This is a genomic window from Thiohalocapsa halophila (genome assembly GCF_016583825.1).
Lineage (GTDB): Bacteria > Pseudomonadota > Gammaproteobacteria > Chromatiales > Chromatiaceae > Thiohalocapsa > Thiohalocapsa halophila.
The window spans coordinates 1-20243 of the sequence record NZ_NRRV01000025.1; the positions used below are offsets into that span (position 1 = coordinate 1).

17 protein-coding genes are annotated in these 20243 nt (G+C 66.9%); 9 read left to right on the forward strand and 8 right to left on the reverse strand.

The genetic code is table 11. The features are described from left to right. Positions 1–306: 306 nt before the first annotated feature. On the reverse strand, positions 307–1014 hold the full coding sequence (locus CKO31_RS11780; protein ID WP_200237459.1) for a Crp/Fnr family transcriptional regulator: 708 nt from the start codon (positions 1012–1014) through the stop codon (positions 307–309). Positions 1015–1132: 118 nt separating this feature from the next. Here CKO31_RS11780 and CKO31_RS11785 point away from each other — a divergent pair, with 118 nt between their 5' ends. The 7 genes from CKO31_RS11785 to CKO31_RS11815 all read left to right on the forward strand — a co-directional run bounded on the left by CKO31_RS11785 (position 1133) and on the right by CKO31_RS11815 (position 8927). Next, a complete protein-coding gene (locus CKO31_RS11785) occupies positions 1133–3088 on the forward strand; it encodes an ATP-binding cassette domain-containing protein (protein ID WP_200237462.1) in 1956 nt (651 codons plus the stop codon). Then, on the forward strand, positions 3085–3705 hold the full coding sequence (locus CKO31_RS11790; protein ID WP_200237464.1) for a sulfotransferase family protein: 621 nt from the start codon (positions 3085–3087) through the stop codon (positions 3703–3705). The genes CKO31_RS11785 and CKO31_RS11790 overlap by 4 nt, the downstream gene beginning before the upstream one ends. Positions 3706–4068: 363 nt before the next feature. After that, positions 4069–5628, forward strand: a complete 1560-nt coding sequence (locus CKO31_RS11795) for an asparagine synthase-related protein (protein ID WP_200237492.1) — start codon at positions 4069–4071, stop codon at positions 5626–5628. Between the two features lie 472 nt (positions 5629–6100). Further along, entirely contained in the window at positions 6101–6964 is an 864-nt protein-coding gene (locus tag CKO31_RS11800) for a hypothetical protein (RefSeq protein ID WP_200237494.1), read from the forward strand. A 380-nt stretch (positions 6965–7344) separates the two neighbouring features. Next, a complete protein-coding gene (locus CKO31_RS11805; RefSeq protein ID WP_200237497.1) occupies positions 7345–8040 on the forward strand; it encodes a hypothetical protein in 696 nt (231 codons plus the stop codon). A gap of 270 nt (positions 8041–8310) precedes the next feature. Further along, on the forward strand, positions 8311–8637 hold the full coding sequence (locus CKO31_RS27655; protein WP_369075128.1) for a lasso peptide biosynthesis protein: 327 nt from the start codon (positions 8311–8313) through the stop codon (positions 8635–8637). Beyond that, complete coding sequence (locus CKO31_RS11815; protein ID WP_200237502.1) at positions 8634–8927, forward strand: PqqD family peptide modification chaperone; 294 nt, start codon at positions 8634–8636, stop codon at positions 8925–8927. Before CKO31_RS27655 ends, CKO31_RS11815 begins: the two co-directional genes overlap by 4 nt. Positions 8928–9168: 241 nt before the next feature. Here the strand turns inward: CKO31_RS11815 and folE2 are convergent, their stop codons facing one another. The 3 genes from folE2 to CKO31_RS11830 all read right to left on the reverse strand — a co-directional run bounded on the left by folE2 (position 9169) and on the right by CKO31_RS11830 (position 11588). Next, a complete protein-coding gene (gene folE2 / locus CKO31_RS11820) occupies positions 9169–9993 on the reverse strand; it encodes a GTP cyclohydrolase FolE2 (protein WP_200237505.1) in 825 nt (274 codons plus the stop codon). A gap of 263 nt (positions 9994–10256) precedes the next feature. Continuing rightward, a complete protein-coding gene (locus tag CKO31_RS11825) occupies positions 10257–11186 on the reverse strand; it encodes a polyprenyl synthetase family protein (RefSeq protein WP_200237506.1) in 930 nt (309 codons plus the stop codon). A 96-nt stretch (positions 11187–11282) separates the two neighbouring features. Then, a complete protein-coding gene (locus tag CKO31_RS11830; RefSeq protein WP_200237509.1) occupies positions 11283–11588 on the reverse strand; it encodes an exodeoxyribonuclease VII small subunit in 306 nt (101 codons plus the stop codon). Positions 11589–11827: 239 nt separating this feature from the next. On the opposite strand from CKO31_RS11830, the gene parE reads away from it, so the two are divergent. After that, entirely contained in the window at positions 11828–13714 is a 1887-nt protein-coding gene (gene parE / locus CKO31_RS11835) for a DNA topoisomerase IV subunit B (protein ID WP_200237512.1), read from the forward strand. A gap of 1335 nt (positions 13715–15049) precedes the next feature. After that, the gene (locus tag CKO31_RS11840) at positions 15050–16177 is read left to right on the forward strand and encodes an FIST signal transduction protein (RefSeq protein WP_200237514.1); all 1128 of its coding nucleotides are present in this window, start codon (positions 15050–15052) and stop codon (positions 16175–16177) included. A 55-nt stretch (positions 16178–16232) separates the two neighbouring features. Here CKO31_RS11840 and CKO31_RS11845 read toward each other — a convergent pair whose 3' ends face one another. The 4 genes from CKO31_RS11845 to CKO31_RS11860 all read right to left on the reverse strand — a co-directional run bounded on the left by CKO31_RS11845 (position 16233) and on the right by CKO31_RS11860 (position 20197). Continuing rightward, positions 16233–16856, reverse strand: a complete 624-nt coding sequence (locus CKO31_RS11845; RefSeq protein ID WP_200237516.1) for an HvfX family Cu-binding RiPP maturation protein — start codon at positions 16854–16856, stop codon at positions 16233–16235. Between the two features lie 1293 nt (positions 16857–18149). Continuing rightward, positions 18150–18959 (reverse strand): HvfC family RiPP maturation protein, encoded by an 810-nt coding sequence (locus CKO31_RS11850; protein ID WP_200237518.1) that lies wholly within the window; start codon positions 18957–18959, stop codon positions 18150–18152. Then, on the reverse strand, positions 18952–19809 hold the full coding sequence (locus CKO31_RS11855) for an HvfB family MNIO-type RiPP peptide maturase (protein ID WP_200237521.1): 858 nt from the start codon (positions 19807–19809) through the stop codon (positions 18952–18954). Before CKO31_RS11855 ends, CKO31_RS11850 begins: the two co-directional genes overlap by 8 nt. Positions 19810–19936: 127 nt before the next feature. Then, positions 19937–20197 (reverse strand): HvfA family oxazolone/thioamide-modified RiPP metallophore, encoded by a 261-nt coding sequence (locus CKO31_RS11860; RefSeq protein ID WP_200237523.1) that lies wholly within the window; start codon positions 20195–20197, stop codon positions 19937–19939. Positions 20198–20243 lie beyond the last annotated feature (46 nt).

Genomic DNA, 20243 nt, shown 5'->3' on the forward strand with positions numbered 1-20243 from the left:
GGGGGGCACTGTGGGAGCGGCCTCTGGCCGCGACGGGGTTGGCGCTGCCGATGGCGCCTCGTCGCGGCAAGGATGCCGCTGCCACGGGAGTCGCGGCAAGGATGCCGCTGCCACGGGAGTCGCGGCAAGGATGCCGCTCCCACAACAGTCGCGGCAGGAATGGCGCTCGCACAAGAGTCGCGGCAGGGATGCCGCTCCCACGGGGCCGGCTCGGCACTTGGTGCTCGCGCCATCCCGGTTGCGAAGTGCCGGCTTCGGGACGCGGGCACAACGGCCTAAGGCTCGGCCCTGCGAGCAGGACGGACGCTAGTCCTCGGCGAGGCGGCGCAGGTTCGGGATATCCAGGATGAAGTTGTTGGGGCGGGATTCCACCAAGAGGCTCTCGCGCTTGAAGCCGGCGATGGTGCGGCTGGCGGTCTCGGTGGTGATGCCGAGCATGGCGCCCATGTCTTCGCGGCTGAAGAGCTCGCATTCGCTGGACTCGCGGTCGCGCACCAGGCGCAGCAACAGGCGCGCGACGCGCTGCCGGGCGGAGCCGGTGGAGAGCTCGGTGAGCCAGGCGTCGGCCTCGTTGAGTGCCCGCTGCCAGCGCGCCATGAGCTCACGGTGCAGCTGCGGGTTGTCTTGGCTGAGGCTACGCACCACCCGGGTGGGGAAGCGGCAGACCTCGGAGCGCTGCAGGGCGATGGCGTCGTGGTGGTAGCCGTCGTCGAGCAGCGCCTCAAGCCCGAGCACATCCGTGCCCCGGACGATGCGCACGATGCGCTGGCTGCCGTCCGGCAGATACTGCACCAGCTTGATGGCACCGGCGCGTACGGTATACATGTAGTCGCCGACGTCGCCCGTCTTGTACAAGGCGGTGCCGGGCTTGAGATTGAACTGATCGATGGGGTCGTGGATGAGGTCGAAATCCTTCTCGGTCAGCCCGGCGAACAGCGCCGAGGTGCGCAACGCACAGTTGCGGCAGTCGGCCTCGCCGGACCAGGCCTCGCGCAGTGTCACGGACTTCACCATAGGGGTTAGCAAACCTCGCGCTGTACAATGCCGGATCGGTGAGAATTTCTGAAGTGTAAACGATTTCACCCAGCCGTTGGCGCGCCCGCCGGGGTGCCGTCAGCGGCCGCAAAACGCCATGCCATTGCTTTCCCTGCAATCCGTCGTGCTCTCCTACGGCGCGCCCAATCTGCTCGACGGCGTCGACTTGACCATCGGGCCTGCGGAGCGGGTGTGCCTGCTCGGGCGCAACGGCACCGGCAAGTCCACACTGTTGCGCATCATCGCCGGCGACGTCCAGCCGGATGCCGGGGAGGTGCGCCGCGGCGACGGTGTGCGTATCGCCCGCCTGGCACAGGAGGCGCCCGCGGGCGCGGGCGAGCGCGTGCTGGATGTGGTCATGGACGGCCTCGGCTCCCTCGGCGCGGCAGCCGCCGAGTACCTGCACCTGAGTCATGTGCTGGCCACCAGCACTGACCCCGCCGAGGCCGACCTGGCGCGGCTCGCCGCCGTGCAGCAGCGCCTGGACGCAGAGGGCGGCTGGGCCATCGAGCAGCGCGCGGAGCGCGTCATCAGCCGCCTCGCCTTGGATGCCGAGGCCCCCTACGCGGTGCTCTCGGGGGGGCTGCGCCGGCGCGTCATGCTGGCGCGGGCGCTGGTGTCGGAGCCGGACCTGCTGCTGCTCGACGAGCCCACCAACCACCTGGATGTGAACACCATCGAGTGGCTGGAGGAATTTCTGCTGGGCTTCGGTGGCAGCATCCTGTTCATCACCCACGACCGCCGCTTCCTGCGCCGGCTCGCGACGCGCATCCTGGAGCTGGACCGCGGCAGCCTCACCGACTGGCCGGGCGACTACGACAACTACCTGCGCCGCCGTGCCGAGCGGGATCATGCGGAGGCCCAGGCACAAGCGCGCTTCGACAAGAAGCTCGCAGAAGAAGAGGTTTGGATTCGCCAGGGCATCAAGGCCAGGCGGACCCGCAACGAGGGCCGCGTGCGCGAGCTGGAGGCCATGCGGGCCGAGCGCCGCGAGCGCCGCACCGGACCGGGCAACGCCCGCCTGCGCCTAGACACCGGCGAGCGCAGCGGCAAGCTGGTGGTAGAGGCCGAGGGCGTGCGCTTCGGCTATGGCGAAGCAGGCGCCGACAAGCCGGTCATCGACGGCCTCGACACCCTGATTCTGCGCGGCGACCGCGTCGGCATCATCGGCCCCAACGGCGCCGGCAAGTCCACCTTGCTCAAGCTGCTGCTGGGCGAGCTGCAGCCCGACGCCGGCAAGATCCGCCTCGGCACCAATCTGCAGATTGCCTACTTCGACCAGCTGCGCGCCCAGCTCGACCCCAATCGCAGCGTGCGCGACAACGTCGCCGGCGGCAGCGACATGGTCGAGGCAGGCGGGCGCCGCATCCATGTGCTCTCCTATCTGAAAGATTTCCTGTTCGCGCCGGAGCGCGCGCAGCAGCCGGTCTCCGCACTCTCCGGCGGCGAGCGCAACCGCCTGCTGCTGGCGCGGCTCTTCACCCAGCCCGCCAACCTGCTGGTGATGGACGAGCCCACCAACGACCTGGATGTCGAGACCCTGGAGCTGCTGGAAGAAATGCTCGCGGCCTTCGACGGCACCCTGCTGCTGGTGAGCCACGACCGGGAGCTGCTGGACAATGTCGTCACCTCCAGCCTGGTGCTGGAGGGCGAGGGCAGGGTGCGCGAGTACGTCGGTGGCTGGTCGGACTGGCTGCGCCAGCGCCCGGCCGCGCCGGCTGTCCAGCCTGCCGGCGCATCCCAGGCCGCGAAGCCGGCGGGGGCGCGCAAGCCCGCAGCCGCCGCGGCCCCGGCGACACCCAAAAAGCTGAGCTACAAAGACCAGCGGGAGCTGAGCGAGCTGCCCGCGCGCATCGAGCAGCTGGAAGCCGAGCAGACCGAGCTGCAGCAGCGCCTTGCAGATCCGGCGCTATACCGAGACGGCGGCGCCGAGGTGACCGCCGTGCAGGGCCGCCTGGCGGAGCTGGAAGATCAGCTCGCCGCCGACTATGCCCGCTGGGAAGACCTCGAAGCCCGCCAAACCCGAGCCCAAGCCCAGGCCGCTGTGCGATGAAAATCTTCTGCATCGGCCTCTCCAAGACCGGCACCACCAGCCTCACCGAGGCCCTGCGCATCCTCGGCTTCGATGCCGTGCACTGGTACGCCACCAAGCACGCCTTTCGCTACACCGCGGACGGCGGCATCGACATCGACTGGGACTTCTTCGAGCGCCACGACGCCTTCGCCGACACCCCCATCGCGCGCATCTACCCGCAGCTGGACGAGCGCTATCCGGATGCCAAGTTCATCCTTACCGTCCGCGATATCGACGCCTGGCTGGAGTCCTTTGCGGATCAGTTTGCCGCCGGCGGGCTGGACCCGTTCTCGGCGCAGCTGCATCGCGACTTGTACGGCACGCCGGCCTTCGACACCGCCGGCTGCCGGCGCGCCTTTCGCACGCACCGCGATGGTGCCCAACGCCACTTCGCCGGGCGCTCCGGCAAGCTGTTGCAGTTGGACGTGAGTCGGCCGGATGCTTGGCTGCGCTTGTGCGGCTTCCTCGGGCTGGCGGTCCCAGAGCAGCCGTTTCCGCATCGATTCAAGCGCTCGGAGCGCTGTGCCGAAGAGCAAGCCCCGCGCCACGCGGGTTTCCTGCGGCGCTTTCTCGGCCCGTTCCGTCAGACCACCTAGCAAGGCGCCTCTGATCCGAATGTCTGCAACCCGGGCGCATGCAGAGGCCCTTCGCCGCCGCCAGTCACCGCGCTTATCCTCGGGGCGTCGCCTGTCCCGCCTCGAACAGAAGGGTCCGAGTCCATGGGGAGTGTCCTAATCGTCATCAGCGCCGAGCCCGCGCCGCAGCGCGAGGAGCGCCTGGAGCGCATGGCGGCAAGGTCGCCCTACCGCGGCCGCCTGCAGCTCCTGCATCTGCCGGGTGCATCCGTCGGCATTCAGGCGCGCCAGGATGAGAGCACCTTGTATGCCGATGACGCCCTGGTGGTGGCCTGCCAGGGGCGGGTCTACGATCCAGCGGCCAAGGATGCCGATCCGTACCGCATGCCGTCCGCCGAGCGGGTGGCCCAGCGCTGGCGGGCCGTAGGCAGCCGCTGCCTCAGCGAGCTGGACGGAGATTTTGGCGTCTGGGTGTACGACCGGCGGCGTGATCTGGCCTACGCCGCACTCAGCCTGTCTATGACGCGCCCGTTGTACATGGCTCAGCAGCGGGAGCTGATCGTACTCGCCAGCGAAATGCGACAGGTTGCTGCCGGTGCCGGTATCGCCCAGCGCCTGGATTTGGAACGGGTCGTCGAGGGGCTTCTCGCCGGCGGACCTGTTCTGGCCTTAGACCGCACGGAATACGTGGGTATCGATCGGCTTCTTGCGCCGGATCTTTATCGCTTCGCGTTGCAGGGCCCGTCGGTCGCCGTGGAGGGAGCATACTGGTCGCCCCCGGCGGAGCAGCGCTTTTCCGCTGACCAAGCTGCTGAGCTACCCGCGGCACTCCTAGATGTGCTGTCCGTTTGCGTCGATACGCTGCCGCGGAGCACGGCCTTCTCGCTCAGCAGCGGCTATGACTCTGGTGCGTTGTGGGCGGTGGCGCATCGGGCCGGCAGCACTCGGGCCGATTTCCGCGCATACACCCTCTTCCATGGTGGGTCGGCGAGTGACGAGCGAGAAGTCGTACGGCGACTGATGAGCCAAACAGGGACGTCCGCCAAGTTCATCGACGCCGCACGCGTCAAGGCCTCGGCCTACGCAGAGGCCCATAGCAGACAGGTGGATCGGTTGCCGCAGGTCGCTACACTGCACACCATGGACCTGATCGGCGAGGCGGCACGGGCCGACGGGATGTCCTGCCATGCGACAGGCTTTGGTGTCGAGGCATGGCTGCATGCCTCGGCCACGTATGCGGCGGATCTGCTGCGCCGAGGTAACCTGGCCGCGCTGCTCGTCGACGCCCTGCGTTATCGGGCGTACGGGGCAAGGCCTGCCGGCAGGCTGAGCAGTGCGCTGCGCTTCCTGCGTACTGCCGCTGCACCGCCTGGCTCCCTGCTGCACAGACTGCGGCACCGGGGCCGGGGCGCACCCTATTGGCTGGAGCCACGATGGCACGACCTCTCCGCCGCCATCGACGCCAGGCTCGACCGGCTGTACAGCTACGAGGGGTTTGGGCGCGGGCAAAAATGGCTCAACCTTCGCCTGTATGCCATCGGCGTGGGCGTCGAGCGCGTCGAGCAGTTGGGGGAGCGCTACGGCTTGGAGCTGAGCACCCCGTTTATGCATCGGCGCGTGACAGAATTCGGCTTCCGCGTGCCGGCGCGGCTGCTGACCGGCGGGCGCCACCCCAAGGACCTGCTGCGTCGCTGTGCCGCGTTGGCGCTCGGGGCGCCGCCGCCATGGTCCCTCTACAAACTGGTGGACCAAGCCTATGCGGCGGACCCTGACCTGCCGCGCGGACTGGGCGACGCGAGCTCTTGGCACTTGCTCCAACAGGAAGTCGTCCGCCCGGAAGTGCTCCGACAGCTGCTCGATGCAGCCGGCGCCGACTCAAAAACTGAGAGACTCAGAAAAAGCTTGGCCTTCAGCGAGCGGTCTTTACGCCTGTATGGCTTGTAACCGGGTCGCACCCAAGCGCCGGCCAGGCGCAGACGCGCTAAGCCGTGGGATGGTTGGCGCCTGAAGCTTGACAGGGAAATGCCTTAGAGGTAAAAACCACCGCAACAAAGCCGAGCCCTTAGAGAGGTTGTTATGAAGTCCAATGCTGAGAGTAATGTGACCGGTGTCCCGGCAGCTGATCCGAAGGACAGCTTGCAGCGTCGAGTCTACGAAGAACCTACGCTGACCGTCGAGCCCCTTCATAAAGCCATCCTAGCGTCCTTTCCCCCGGCGGGTGACGATGGTCTTGGCGGCTCGAGTACTGTCATCACCTAGTTCCGGGGGGGGCCACTGATGAGACTGCCCGGGCCTGCTCTCCGGCAGTCCCGTTATGTTGACGTGTACAATCGCAGACCGTCTGCGGGTTGATTTTGGTGGCTTGCAGGCAAGCCAAGTCACCGGCGTGCTCCGCCGGTTCGCGCCTACTGTCGCCATGTCCAAATCCCCCGGCAGGGGCACCGTGGACGTGTCCCGCGTCTCTTCGCGATCCGACCTGTGTGAAAGCCTGGCGTCGTCGCTAACCGCCCAGGAGAGCGTTTATTGCTCAAGCTCAGGCACGAGCGGGGTTACCTACTACCTTGACGGCTGGGGCAGGGTACTGCGCGGGCAGGCCCGGGTCGAGGTGAGCCTCTGCAGTGCGCCTGCTGTCGGCGGGGTCATAGACGCAGCCGCTTGCTACCTGTTGGAGCAGCAGGGCGGCTTCTTCCTTCACGGCGCCTGCTTCGCGCTCGGCTCGGCGTCAGTCATCGCCGTGGCAGACTCAGGAGCGGGCAAATCGTCTTTATCAGCCGCAGCGGTCGCGTCGGGAGGTCGGCTGATCTCGGATGATTCGCTGCTCGTTGCACCGGGCGTCGCAGACGAGCGGGTGCTGGTCTATCCGAATCGTGCCGATGCGTCTTTTTTGCCTGATACAGCTAGCCTGCTGCCACACTCGCTGCAGCGGCTGCTGCAAGACGGGGCCACAACCCCGACCGGCAAGCTAGTGTTGTCGCGACTCGCGGCGCCGGGGCACTTTCAGGCATGTTCTGCCCCGACCCACCTGCTTTTGCTCGATGCCCAGGACCGCAATGAGCAGACTCGCGTGACACCGGCCTCCCAGGCACAAGCGCTGTCCGCCCTGATCGGCGCGAGCTCCCGCCTTGCATTTAGCCGGCTGGCTCCTGACTCTGCTGCGCTGCGCACGGCCAAGATGCTCGCGACGGCTCTCCCAGCATTTCGGGTAAGGGTCTCTAACGGGCTTATCGAGAGTCCCGTGCGTACGCTCCAAACACTGCTGACGGATATCCGAGCCGGCTAGGCCGCGCAGGGTCGTCAACCGCACAATCGCCGCGATCCGCGCGCCTTGGGCTTTGTTGAAACGTCTCCGTTGGCTGCGCCCGCTTGTGCAGACCACGGTGTGTGCTGATCAAGCCTTCCGGTGTCCGTATTATTCCCTTAGTCGGCCGATCGCGACGGTAAGCGGAACGTGCTACTGTGTAACTGACTAGCGCACCTGCGGCTGAGGTGTTTTCCAAACTTTACACTCGGCGCAACCAAGCAGATCTGCGCAGGAGAGGTCGCAGCAGCTTGAGCTTGCCAGTCAGGCACTTGCTAAGATTGGCCCGTATGTTGCTAGAAGAACTAAAACCCCTTCCTGTGCGGCAGCACCTGTAAAACCCCTCAGGCGAAACTTGAACCATGCTACAGATCTCCAGAATTCTCCTGATCGCAATCGCCGGGCTTGTACCGTCGTTTGCCGCCTCCGGCTCCCCCGTCACCATCTTCAACAATGGTCCTGCCAACCAGAGGCAGGGTGCCCTACTGGTGACGCCTGCCGGCGATCAGGTCACCGTTGCTGACGACTTCAGCGTCTCGGAGTTGTATGTATTGACCGGGCTAACTTTTTGGACGGTCGCAGGGGGCAACCCAACTGAGCTCGACGTGAGCTACGCGCTCTACAGTGACGGCGCCGGCGAGCCCGGAGCAGTGCTCACCTCGGGCAACGTCTCCGGTCTGACCGGCGTGCCGTCTGCTCCGCCCTCGGGCATGCAATGGATTCTGGGCCTCACCAGCCCTTATTATTCCCTCCTGCCAGGTGTCGATTATTGGATCAGCGTGTCTGTTAATTCCTCTGACGTCGATGGGCTATCATGGCAGTATACGAATTCCCGCTCCGGCAGCCCAGCGTTGGGCAGACTCGGATCTGGTGCGAGCGCAACGAATCCTCCGATTAGTTTTCCCGCCAATACCTGGCTCGATATCTTTGGCGCTGACACGGCTTTCCAGCTCACAGGGGAAGTCCCGGTCGCCTCTCCGTTGATGCTTCTCCTGTTTGCCATTCCCGGTGTATTGGTGGTGAAGTGGCGACGGAGTAGTGATTCTCAGTCTACGTGAGGGTCACCGGGCTAGGCGTCGCCGTGGCGACACCTGAGATGCCTACTTCGCCCGCGAGTGTGGCCACAACAACACCGAAGGCTGATGACCTGAGCATGAATGGGAAGGGAGAGTGTCGCGCTAAGCCACTCTGTGCCTGATCCGGCACCGCAGACGCCTAAGTGTGGCAAGTCGGTTGGGGATGTTGTGGTTTTTGTAGCGGCTCTGCGGCTGGCAAGGTATGCCCAACGCGTGCTCAACGGACACAAGCTCACTGCTGTCGTGGAGACAATGTCACGGCTTCCGTGGCTGCCCTGCCGATTGGAGCCTGGGGTGGCCCGTTGTGCGTCGCTTAGGGCGAGTCGACACCTGGCCCGGCTCCGGCGAAAAGACGATACTTGCCTGGTACGGGCTTTGGTGTTGAGCGCTCTAGTGTCAGATCGACCGGACGTGCTGTTGCATATTGGATTTAGGTCAGGTCACGACGCCGGATCCTTGGCCGTGGGGCATGCCTGGGTAACGGTCGGTGGCGTCAATGTGTCGGGCGAACGTTCGGCGGGACAAGATCGACACCACTATACCTCCGCGCAACATATCCGCATTGAACGCCAGAGATGAGCTCAGACGCAATTTCCAGAGCGCGTTCGCTGTTAGAGAATCCAACCCTTAGTGAGACGGCGTTGCCGGACGGCACCGCCGTGATTCTGGATATTGATCAGCACCAAGTGCTGTCAGTCTCGCCAGTCGGCGCATTCGTCATCGATGAAATCCGCAACGGCGTTGAGTCGATGGACGCGCTGACAACACGCATTGTTACCGAGTTTGATGTCGATGCCGATCGGGCAGCGCGCGATGCTGCCGCTTTCGTCGCTGAGGTCGTAACGGCATTGTCCAGCTCAGAGCGTTGATCATCGCTGCGCCCAAGCGGGAGGTGCGAACTGCCTAGGCTGGACAAGCGAAGCGTAGTCCACCAGGGGCGTATCCGTTCGGCTGGTCTTCGGTCACTCACTTGCCGTCCGGCGTCGGCATCCATTGCCGGCGCGACTGTTCGGGTGAACAGGCGATAGCGAGATTGACCCCGGCCGGTGTGTGCGAGGCTGGGTGGACTGCGCTTCGCTTGTCCACCCTACATGCTTCTGAGCTGTTCGGTCAGTTGAAGCCCGCCTCTTTATCCCGCTCGATCAGCGCATAAGCCGAGTGGTTGTGAATGGACTCGAAGTTCTCGGCTTCCACCACATAGGCGTTGATGCGCTCGTCCTCGTTGAGGCGCTTGGCGACGTCGCGGACGGTGTCTTCGACGAACTTGGGGTTGTCGTAGGCGCGCTCGGTGACGTGCTTCTCGTCGGTGCGCTTTAGGAGCCCGTAGAGTTCGCAGGAGGCCTCCGCTTCTACCATTTCGATCAGCTCTTCGATCCACAGAAAGCCGCGGGTGCGAGCTTGCACGGTGATGTGGGAGCGCTGGTTGTGGGCGCCGTAGTCCGAGATCTCTTTCGAGCACGGACAAAGGCTGGTGACCGGGACCACGGCCTTGATGGACATTTGCGGCTTGCCATCGCGAATCTCGCCGATCAAGGTGACGTCGTAGTCCATGAGGCTCGGGACGCCGCTGACCGGCGCCCGCTTCTTGACGAAGAACGGGAAGCGCATCTCGATATGGCCGGCGTTCGACTCCAGCCGCTGCGCCATCTCCGTGAGCATTTGCTTGAAGGTGGCCACGCCGATCTCGTCTTCGTGGCCATTAAGAATGGCGACGAAGCGCGACATGTGGGTCCCTTTGAAGTTGTGCGGCAGGTACACGAACATATTGAAGGTCGCCACCGTGTGCTGCTCATGGCCGCTGCGGTCTTTGATGCGGACCGGGTGGCGGATGTCCTTGATGCCAACCTTGTCGATGGCAATCCGCCGGCTGTCGGCGCTGCCCTGGACGTCAGCGATGGCGGTGGTGGTCGTGGCTGTGGAGAGCCTGGAATCCATTGATTGCATCCTCAACGGGAATCCCCGCTTGGGGGCACCGGCGGCTGGTGCGTTCTAACTGATGGCGAGGAGGTGTGCGCGGAACGCGTTAAAGAAAACGGGTATCCCGTGTGGATATTGTCCGCGGGGACCGGCACTTGCATGATGTCCCGATTATCGGGGATCGCGTCCGGTAGGGCAAATGCGCTCGGCCGCGGTTGCAGCGGGTGCGGCGCTGGGTTGTCGCTGGGTTAGCGCCGGGTTAGCGTCGGGACGCCGGCCGCTCAGCGGTCGCGGTGGATGATGTAGCCTGCGATCCAGCGCAGCGGGTCTGCGCCCGCGCCGAAGTCATGCAACGCGGCGAGTGCCGAGGTCACTAGCTCTGCGGCGGCGGCATGGGCGGCCTCGACGCCGAGCAGGGACGGGTAGGTGGCCTTGTGGTGGGCCGCATCGGCGCCGCTGGTCTTGCCGATGACGGCGGTGTCGCCCTCGACGTCCAGCAGGTCGTCCTGTATCTGGAAGGCGAGCCCGATGCAGGCGGCGTAGTGGTCCATGGCCGCGGTTTGGGCTGGGGTCTGGGCGTTGTCTGCGGCATCGGCCGGCTGCTGCGCGGACTCTTCGGCCGCAATGGCCGCCATGGCGACGGCGGCGCGGATCAGCGCGCCGGTCTTGTGGCGGTGGATGTCCTTGAGTGCGTCCAGGTCGAGCTGTTGGCCTTCGGAGGCGAGGTCCAGCGCCTGGCCGCCCAGCATGCCGGCGGCGCCCGCCGCTTGTGCGAGCCGTGCGACCATGCGCACGCGTGCGGCGGGCGGGTTGTGCTCATCGGCGGCTAGCACCTCGAAGGCCAGCGTCTGTAGGGCGTCACCGGCGAGCAGCGCGGTGGCGTCATCGAAGGCCTTGTGGCAAGTGGGTTGGCCGCGGCGCAGGTCGTCGTCGTCCAGCGCCGGTAGGTCGTCATGCACCAGGGATGATGCGTGGATCAGCTCCAATGCCGCGGCGGCGGCGTCGATGCGCTCCCAGGGCACGCCGGTGGCCTGAGCGGCGGCGTAGGCGAGAATGGGGCGCACGCGCTTGCCGCTGCCGAGCACCGCGTAGCGCATGGCCGCGTGCAGGCGCTCCGGCGAGGCGTCGGCGGGCGGCAGCCGGGCGTCGAGCACCGCTTCGATGCGCTCGCGGCACTGCGCCATCAGCGGGCCGAGTGGGTCTTTGCTCATGGGTTGTTCGGGGGGAGACGTTGGGATCTTGTGTGCGGCGGGCGGGTGCGGTTGCGCCTCGGCGTCCGTGTCAACCGCCGGGCGCGTTCGCCGGTCTCATTCGCCGGGATTGGTACCGAAGGGCTCCGGCGCCGCCGTCTCCGACTGCTCGGTGAGGATGCGCACGCGCTGCTCGGCAGCATCGAGGGCTTGTTGGCAGGCGCGGGTGAGGCCGATGCCGCGCTCGAACACCAGGAGCGATTCCTCCAGGGTGAGGTCTTCGCCCTCCAGCCGGTCCACCAGGGCTTCCAGCTCCTCCATGGCGCGCTCGAACTGCGGCGGCTCAGTGATGGCGGCGGGCTCGGCTGCGTCCGGGTCTGGCGTCGGCGCTGCGTTGTCGTCTGTGGCGGCGTTGTTGCTCATGTGCGGTTTGTGCGGTTGGACGTGGTTACGGTAGCTTAGGCGGGTTTTTGCGGTCAATTTCCGCGCTCCCGCCGTCGCCGAAACAGTGGCGGCTGGGCAAGCATCCGACGTCGGTCGGGTCAGCGCAGCCTAACCCGACGCGGCGCTCTAAGGTCGCCCGCGTTTGGGGCGGGAGTGGAATGCTTGCCCAGTTTCAGCGGCGCGGGCGCCGCACTGTCTTCAGGAGTATTGCCCCGCCGATGAAAGGCACCTATGACGCCTCTGCCATCGAGGTCCTGAGCGGCCTCGACCCGGTGCGCAAGCGCCCGGGCATGTATACCGACACCAGCCGCCCGAACCATCTGGCGCAGGAGGTCATCGACAACAGCGTCGACGAGGCGCTGGCCGGCCATGCCACGTGCATCGACGTGACCCTGTTCGCCGACGGCTCCTGCGAGGTTGCCGACGACGGCCGCGGCATGCCCGTGGACATCCACCCCCAGCAGGGGCTGCCGGGCGTTGAGGTGATCCTGACCAAGCTGCATGCGGGCGGCAAGTTCAACGCCAACAGCTACCGCTTCGCCGGCGGCTTGCACGGCGTCGGCGTGTCGGTGGTGAATGCGCTGTCCAAGCATCTGGAGGTCTGGATCAAGCGCGGTGGCAAGGAATACAACATGGCCTTCGCCGACGGCCACAAGCGTACAGACCTGGAGGAGGTCGGCAGCGTTGGGCGCGGCAACAGCGGCACCCGGCTGCACTTCTGGCCGGATTCGTCCTACTTCGACAGCCCCAAGTTCTCCGCCCGCCAGCTGACCCACCTGCTGCGGGCCAAGGCGGTGCTCTGCCCCGGGCTGACGGTGCGCTTTCGCGACGAGGCGAGCGGCGAGGAGCAGACCTGGTGCTACCAAGACGGGCTCAAGGACTATCTGCAGCAGGCGCTGACGGATGTGCCGACGGTGCCCGCTCCGCCCTTCGTTGGCACCATGGAGGGGCAGACGGAAGCCGCCGCCTGGGCGGTTACCTGGCTGCCGGAGGACGGCGACCCGGTCACCGAGAGCTACGTGAACCTGATCCCGACGGTGCAGGGCGGCACCCACGTGAACGGCCTGCGCACCGGCCTGACAGAGGCCGTGCGCGAGTTCTGCGAGTTCCGCAATCTGCTGCCGCGCGGGGTCAAGCTGACGCCGGAGGATGTTTGGGCGCGGGCGAGCTGGATTTTGTCCGTGAAGCTGGCGGAGCCCCAGTTCTCCGGGCAGACCAAGGAGCGGTTGTCGTCGCGGGAGTGCGCGGCCTTTGTCTCGGGGGTGGTCAAAGACGCCTTCAGCCTCTGGCTGAACGAGCATGTGGCGGATGCCGAGCGCATTGCCGAGCTCGCCATCGCCGGCGCCCAGGCCAGGCTGCGGGCGGGGCGCAAGGTCACGCGCAAAAAGATCACCCAGGGCCCGGCATTGCCCGGCAAGCTCGCCGACTGCACCAGCACGGACCCGGAGCGCAGCGAGCTGTTCCTGGTGGAGGGCGACTCCGCCGGCGGCTCCGCCAAGCAGGCCCGCGACCGGGAGTTCCAGGCCATCATGCCGCTGCGGGGCAAGATCCTGAACACCTGGGAGGTGGACCCGGCGGAGGTGCTGGGCTCCCAGGAGGTGCATGACATCGCCGTCGCCATCGGCGTGGACCCGGGCAGCGACGACCTGACCCGCTTGCGCTTCGGCAAGATCTGCATCCTGGCGGATGCGGACTCCGACGGCGCCCATATCGCAACGCTGCTGTGCGCGCTGTTCTATCGCCACTTTCCGCGGCTGGTGGCGGAGGGGCATGTGTATGTGGCCATGCCGCCGCTGTATCGCATCGACGTCGGCAAGCAGGTGTTTTATGCCTTGGACGACGATGAGCGCCAGGGGGTTCTGGACCGCATCGCCGCCGAGAAGCTCAAGGGCAAGGTCAGCGTGCAGCGCTTCAAGGGTCTCGGCGAGATGAACCCGGCCCAGCTGCGCGAGACCACCATCCACCCGGACACCCGTCGGCTGGTGCAGCTCACGGTTGAACCCGGCGATGAGAGCGGCACCTTGATGGACATGCTGCTGGCCAAAAAGCGCTCCGCCGATCGTCGGGCCTGGCTGCAAGAGAAGGGCGACCTCGCGGAGGTGTGAGGCACGGCTAGTGTCGACGCCCGCGCTGGGACCGTCGGCGTGCCGCCGGCTATCGGCAACGGCCCTGAGCCCACGTCCTCGGTCCTCGTCGCGAAGCTCTGCTTCGCGACGCCGCGCCGCAAGCTCTGCTTGCCGTCGCTGAGCGGCCGCGCGCGAGGCCCTGGATGATGACGGGAGGCGTCGTCGCACTCGCCGGGCTCGCGAAGCAGAGCTTCGCCGCTGGGGTCGCGAAGCCGGAGCTTCGCCACCAGGAGCCGGGAGTCAGCAGTCACGCATCAGGAGCCAGGGATCCGGAGCCAGGAAGCAGGAGTCAGGGACGAGGGATCCGGAGCCAGGAAGCAGGAATCAGGGACGAGGGACGAGGGACCAGGGGCCACGGACCAGGAATCCAACGTCCTCGGTCCTCGTCGCGAAGCTCTGCTTCGCGACGCCGCGCCGCAAGCTCTGCTTGCCGTCGCTGAGCGGCCGCGCGCGAGGCCGTGGATGAGACGGGAGGCGTCGTCGCACTCGCCGGGCTCGCGAAGCGGAGCTTCGCCGCTGGGGTCGCGAAGCCGGAGCTTCGCGACCAGGAGCCGGGAGTCAGGAGTCGCGCATCAGGAGCCATGGATCAGGAGCCATGGATCAGGAGCCAGGAAGCAGGAATCAGGGACGAGGGACCAGGAGCCGCGGACCAGGAATCCAAAACGTCCTCGGTCCTCGTCGCGAAGCTCTGCTTCGCGACGCCGCGCCGCAAGCTCTGCTTGCCGTCGCTGAGCGGCCGCGCGCGAGGCCGTGGATGAGACGGGAGGCGTCGTCGCACTCGCCGGGCTCGCGAAGCAGAGCTTCGCCGCTGGGGTCGCGAAGCCGGAGCTTCGCGACCAGGGGCCGGGAGTCATGGATCAGGAGCCAGGAAGCAGGAATCAGGGATGAGGGGCCACGGACCAGGAATCCAAGGTCCTCGGTCCTCGTCGCGAAGCTCTGCTTCGCGACGCCGCGCCGCAAGCTCTGCTTGCCGTCGCTGAGCGGCCGCGCGCGAGGGCGTGGATGATGACGGGAGGCGTCGTCGCACTCGCCGGGCTCGCGAAGCAGAGCTTCGCCGCTGGGGTCGCGAAGCCGGAGCTTCGCGACCAGGAGCCGGGAGTGACTCGGCTCAGAGGTATACCCATCGCACGCCGGATTGTCGGTTTGCCGCGCCAAGAACCTGCTGATATGCCTTCTCTTCCTCGAACCTCGCCCGTCGAAACTCGCTCCTGTCCGCGATATCACGAGCCCTCAACCCGCCCGAGCGGATTCTGCGGGCGTTGAGCTGAGCGCATTTCGCGCCCATCCCCACCAACCACCCCTGAAGGTGCCGCCATGACGCCATTCCGCTACGCCCATGCCGCCGCTGACGCTTGGGAGGCCGCACTCGCGCAGGTGGCCGACGGCCTTGCCGGCGCGCAGGGCAGCCTCGGCTTCGTCTATGTCACCGACCCCGTGAGCGCGCACCTCGATACCGTGATCGCCCGGCTGCGTGAGGTTACGGGCAGCGAGCACTGGGTGGGGGCGGTCGGCATCGGCATCTGCGCCACCGGTGTCGAATACTACGAGCAGCCGGCCATCGCCGCGATGCTGGCGGACATCCCGGAGGATGCCTTTCGCGTCTTTCAGCCGGTGGTGAAGGACGCCGCCGTGCTGGACGACATGCTCGCGGAGTGGCTCGGGGCAGATGGCAAGCCTTTTATCGGCCCCTTCATCGGCCTGGTGCACGGCGACCCCGCGAACCCGCTGACCGAGTCCCTGGTGAGCGGCCTCGCTGAGCGCACCGCCACAGGCTTCCTGGTGGGCGGGCTCGCCAGCGCCCGAGAGAACGCGCGAGTAGTGGCAGACATGTCCGCAGACGGCGGCGTGGCAGGGGTGATGTTCTCGGACGCCGTCGGCATCCAGACCAATCTGACCCAGGGCTGCTCACCCATCGGCCCGCACCACGTCATCACCGAGTCCGAGCGCAACGTGCTGGCGCGCCTCGACAACCGCCCGGCGCTGGAGGTCTTCAACGAGGACATCGGCGAAGTCCTGGCGCGGGATTTGTCTCGGGTCGGCGGCTACATCTTCGCCGGGCTGCCCATTCCTGGGTCGGATACGGGCGACTATCTGGTGCGCAACCTCGTCGGCGTAGATACCGAGCGCAAGCTGCTCGGTATTGGCGACCTGGTGGAGCAGGGGCAGGAGATCATGTTCTGCCGCCGCGATGCCGCCACGGCCCGAGAGGACCTGAGCCGCATGCTGTCCAATCTCAAATCCCGGCTCAGCGGTCCGCCCCGGGGCGGCGTCTATGTCTCCTGCCTGGGCCGCGGTGCCAACCTGTTCGGTGACGACTCCGAGGAGCTCAAGCAGATTCGCGACGAGCTCGGCGACTTCCCGCTGGTGGGCTTCTACGCCAACGGCGAGATCTTCCGCGACCGCCTCTACGGCTACACCGGCGTGCTGACGCTGTTCACCTGACGGCTGCCGGCGGGCTGGTCAATGTCCGCCCCGACGGCAGTGCGCCCTTCGCCGCTCAGGCGCCGGTGCGAAAGCGCCGGGCCAGCCAGTGGTCGACGCTCAGGTAGCGGCCGGCACCGATGAAGAACAGCACCAGCAGCATGATGAAATAGGTGGCGGCGAACTCGATGCCATTGTTCAGCACCACGAAGCTACCTGTCTCCGTTAGCCAGTCGTAGTTGCCGTGCTCGCGCAGGATCTCTTTGGCGGCCGACAGGCGCTCGCCGGCGGGGCCTGCGTCCTCGAGCTGGAAGACGCCGAGCAGGGGTGAGGCGAAGGCGGCGCTGGAGTCCGCAATGGCCTGCCAGCCGTTTTGCAGGTGCACGCTCAGGATGGCCACCAGCATGGTGACCATGAGCGGGATGCTGATCCAGCGCACCGCAAAGCCCACCAGCAGAAACAGGGCGCCGATGACCTCGGTGCCTGCCGCCAATGCCGCCATCAGGGTCGGAAAGGGCAGGCCGAGTCCCCAGTCCGGGTTGCCGAACCAGGCAACGGTGCTCTCGAAGCCGGCGACCTTGTTGGTGCCCGCCACCCAGAAGATGGGCGCCAGATAGAGACGGAGCGCCAGCGGGCCGAGAAAGTCCGCGGCGCGCGTGGCGTCGAGCAGGTCCTGGAGCTTGTTCAACAGCGTGATCATCAATCGAGTCCTCGTCTTGAGAGCTATTTGGCGTAGATTCTCAAGCAGAGACCGGTCGGACACCGCATTTATCTCGCCGGATGACGCTGACAGAGGCCGCTCCCACGGGCCGATTCGCCGCTGTGGGAGCGGCATCCTTGCCGCGACGGCCTTGGCAGTGCTGTCGGGGTATCGTCGCGGCCAGAGGCCGCTCCCACAGCAGCTGCGGCATGTGGGAGCGGCATCCCTGCCGCGACGGGCCTGGCAGTGCTGTCAGCGCATCGTCGCGGCCAGAGGCCGCTCCCACAGCGGCTTCGGCATGTGGGAGCGGCATCCCTGCCGCGACGGGCCTGGCAGTGCTGTCGGGGTATCGTCGCGGCCAGAGGCCGCTCCCACAGCGGCTTCGGCATGTGCGAGCGGCATCCTTGCCGCGACGGGCCTGGCGGTGCTGTCGGGGCATCGTCGCGGCCAGAGGCCGCTCCCACAGCGGCTTCGGCATGTGGGAGCGGCATCCCTGCCGCGACGGGCCTGGCAGTGCTGTCGGCACAGCGTCGCGGCCAGAGGCCGATCCCACAGCGGCTTCGGCATGTGGGAGCGGCATCCCTGCCGCGACGGCCTTGGCAGTGCTGTCGGGGTATCGTCGCGGCCAGAGGCCGCTTCCACAGCGGCTTCGGCATGTGGGAGCGGCATCCTTGCCGCGACGGGCCTGGCAGTGCAGCCGGCACAGCGTCGCGGCCAGAGGCCGCTCCCACAGCGGCTTCGGCATGTGGGAGCGGCATCCCTGCCGCGACGGGCCTGGCAGTGCAGCCGGCACAGCGTCGCGGCCAGAGGCCGCTCCCACAGCGGCTTCGGCATGTGGGAGCGGCATCCTTGCCGCGACGGGCTTGGCAGTGCTGGCGGGGCATCGTCGCGGCCAGAGGCCGCTCCCACGGCGGCTTCGGCATGTGGGAGCGGCATCCTTGCCGCGACGGGTTTGGCAGTGCTGGCGGGGCATCGTCGCGGCCAGAGGCCGCTCCCACAGCGGCTTCGGCATGTGGGAGCGGCATCCTTGCCGCGACGGGCCTGGCGGTGCTGTCGGGGCATCGTCGCGGCCAGAGGCCGCTCCCACAGCGGCTTCGGCATCGTCGCGGCCAGAGGCCGCTCCCACAGCGGCTTCGGTATGTGGGAGCGGCATCCTTGCCGCGACGGGCTTGGCGGTGCTGTCGGGGCATCGTCGCGGCCAGAGGCCGCTCTCGCAGCGGCTTCGGCATGTGGGAGCGGCATCCTTGCCGCGACGGGCTTGGCTGCGCTAACGCGACTATGCCGGCTTCATGCTCAGTCTTCGTTGCCCGAGCGGGGCCAGCGGGTGCCGAGGATGACATCGCGGCGGCGCAGGTCGGTGAGCATGCGGGCGCCGGCGGCGATGACCTTGTCCGGCTCCGGATGGCCGAGCTCGGCGGCGATGACCTGCATGGCCTCGCGGCCGGTGCGCGGAGTCTCGTCTTCCAGCAGGGCGAGCAGGCGTTGCGTGACGGCGTTGATCTCGAGGAACTCGATGCGCTCGGCGCGGTTTCGGTACACCACCAGATGCGTCGGCTGTTCGCCGGGCGCGTCGGGCTGAAGCTCGGGGCCGATGCGGTGCACCGGGAAACGATAGCTCAGGCTCCATGCCAGCGGCGAGACCACGGGGCTGTCGTCCAGCAGATCGCCGTTGGGGTTGGCATGGCTCGGGTCGGGCTCGTCGTCACTGACGCTCAGGGCCAGCTCGACCCACTCGTAATGGGCCAGCTCCAACAGATAGGGCGGGTCGTCCGTGGTCTGCTGCGCACGGGTGGTGCCGAGGTAGTCCAGGAACTCCTGGGAGATTTCCAGAAACAGGGGCGTCGCCGCCCGGTGGTGCACCATGAAGTCCCGGATCAAGGCGCGCCACTGGTCATCCGGCAGGGTGCGGCGCAGAACCGGGAAGCCGGAGGCGAGCAACCCGGCGATATTGTTGAAGACGAGGTCACGATAGATGGCCATGCGCCGGTCTTCGACGTCCGCCGGGCGCGCGCGGTGCTCGGGGTCGCGGATGTGGGCCGCGAACGCGCGCTGAACGGCGCTGAAGTCCTCTGCCGGTGCTTGCGTGGCTGCCTGCTCAGGCATGCACCACCTCCAGGTCCGCGGCGGGCTGATGGCGCGCCTGGATGGTAGCGATTTGAGCCACCTCGGCGTTCAGCTGATCCAGCGGCGGGATGTTGAAATCCCGCTCCAGCAGCGTCGGGAAGACGCCGAAGCGCTGGTAGGCATGGTCCAGCAGGCTCCAGACCGGGTCGATGACATCGGCCCCGTGGGTGTCGACACGCAGGTCCGGGGCCTCGACATAGTGCCCGGCCACGTGGCAGTAGACCACCCGCTCGGCGGGCAGGGCTTCCAAGAATTCGACGGCGTCATAGCCGTGGTTGATGCTGTTGACGTAGATGTTGTTCACGTCCAGCAGGAGGTCGCAGTCCGCCTCCGTCAGTACCGCGTTGAGGAAATCGATCTCGCGCAGTGCTTGGCCCGGCGCCGCGTAGTAGGAGACGTTCTCCAGCGCGATGCGCCGCTCCAGGATGTCCTGTACCCGGCGCACCCGCTCGGCCACGTAGTGGACGGCGTCCTCCGTGAAGGGGATGGGCATCAGGTCGTAGAGCTGGCCGTCGTCTGAGGTGTAGCTCAGGTGCTCGGTGTAGGCGCGGATCTGGTGGGTGTCCAGAAACGTCTTCACGCGCTGTACGAAGGCCTCGTCCAACGCCGCCGGGGAGCCAATGGACAGCGACAGCCCGTGACAGACAAAGGGATAGCGCTCGGTCATGGACCGAAACAGGCGCCCGAAGCGCCCGCCGACGCCGATCCAGTTCTCCGGCGCCACTTCGTAGAAGCTCGCTGCAGGCGGTGGCTGCTCGGCGGCCTCAGTGAGGAATTCCCGCCGTAGTCCGAGACCGGCGCCGCGGACCGGATAGCTTGGTACGTGCATGGCGAAGGGCTCGTTGGCCGGTGGGGGAGGGGCCGAGCCCGGGGCTGCCCGGGCCCGGCCGCGGCGGCGCTGGAGATCAGCGCCAGCCGCTTAGCGGGTCTCCGCGATGGGAGTCTCGGTGACTGGATCAGCCCTCGCCGCCGCACTTGCCCTCGCCGCACTTGCCTTCGCCTTCACCCTTGTCGTCGCCGCACTTGCCTTCGCCACACTTGCCTTCGCCGCACTTACCCTCGGAGCCGGCCAGCTGCATGTAGCCGCCGTTGAGCTCGGTGGCGCTGAACAGCTCGTCCGCGGACAGGTCGGTGGCGGCGGCGTGGGCGGTGCCCAGGCCGCCGGCAAGGGCGGCACCAACGATGGCGGCAACGGGGGTGATGGTCTTCTTGGACATGGTCTTTGCCTCTGTATGAAAAACTGAGTGGTCACTTCCAGCAGTG